The organism is Amycolatopsis sp. SID8362, from assembly GCF_010550475.1.
Classification (GTDB): Bacteria; Actinomycetota; Actinomycetes; order Mycobacteriales; family Pseudonocardiaceae; genus Amycolatopsis; species Amycolatopsis eburnea.
Window position 1 is genome coordinate 1 of sequence record NZ_JAAGNB010000614.1, and the last position, 456, is coordinate 456.

General features: G+C 75.7%; 1 protein-coding gene. It reads left to right on the forward strand.

What is annotated here, in order from left to right; all coding sequences use genetic code 11:
• A partial coding sequence (locus G3I65_RS18920; RefSeq protein ID WP_160697287.1) for a hypothetical protein occupies nucleotides 1-456 on the forward strand: 456 nt, incomplete at both ends.

Consider the following 456-nt stretch of genomic DNA (forward strand, 5'->3'; position numbering starts at 1 on the left):
CGCGGCGGGCAAGCTCAAGGACCCGAACCTCGTGCCGCAACCGCGCTCGGCGGACCCGGCCGGGGCGTGGCTGCTCAAGGCGTGCGGCCTGCGCACGGTCGAGCCGGGCGCCGACGGCACGGTGTTCGTCAGCACCGCGCCGATGGGTCCGCTGGTCGTGGACGTCGAGCCGGACGCCTCGGGCGACGTCCCGCTGACGCTGACCGCGCGGCTGGTCTCGGCCACCGATCCGGACCACGACGTCCCGGTGGTCTCCGTGATCACCGCGCTCGCCGGCGCTCAGCTGACGCCGGTCGCGAACCCGGCGGCGGTGCTGGCGGCCGCCCGGTCCACCGGCACGGTCGCGGGCCTGGACGCCACGCTGGACAGCCGGAGCGTGCCGAAGGTGACCGACGTCGCCGCGTTCACCCGGCAGCTGGCCACCGTTTCGCCGCGCGACTACGCGCTGTTCGACCT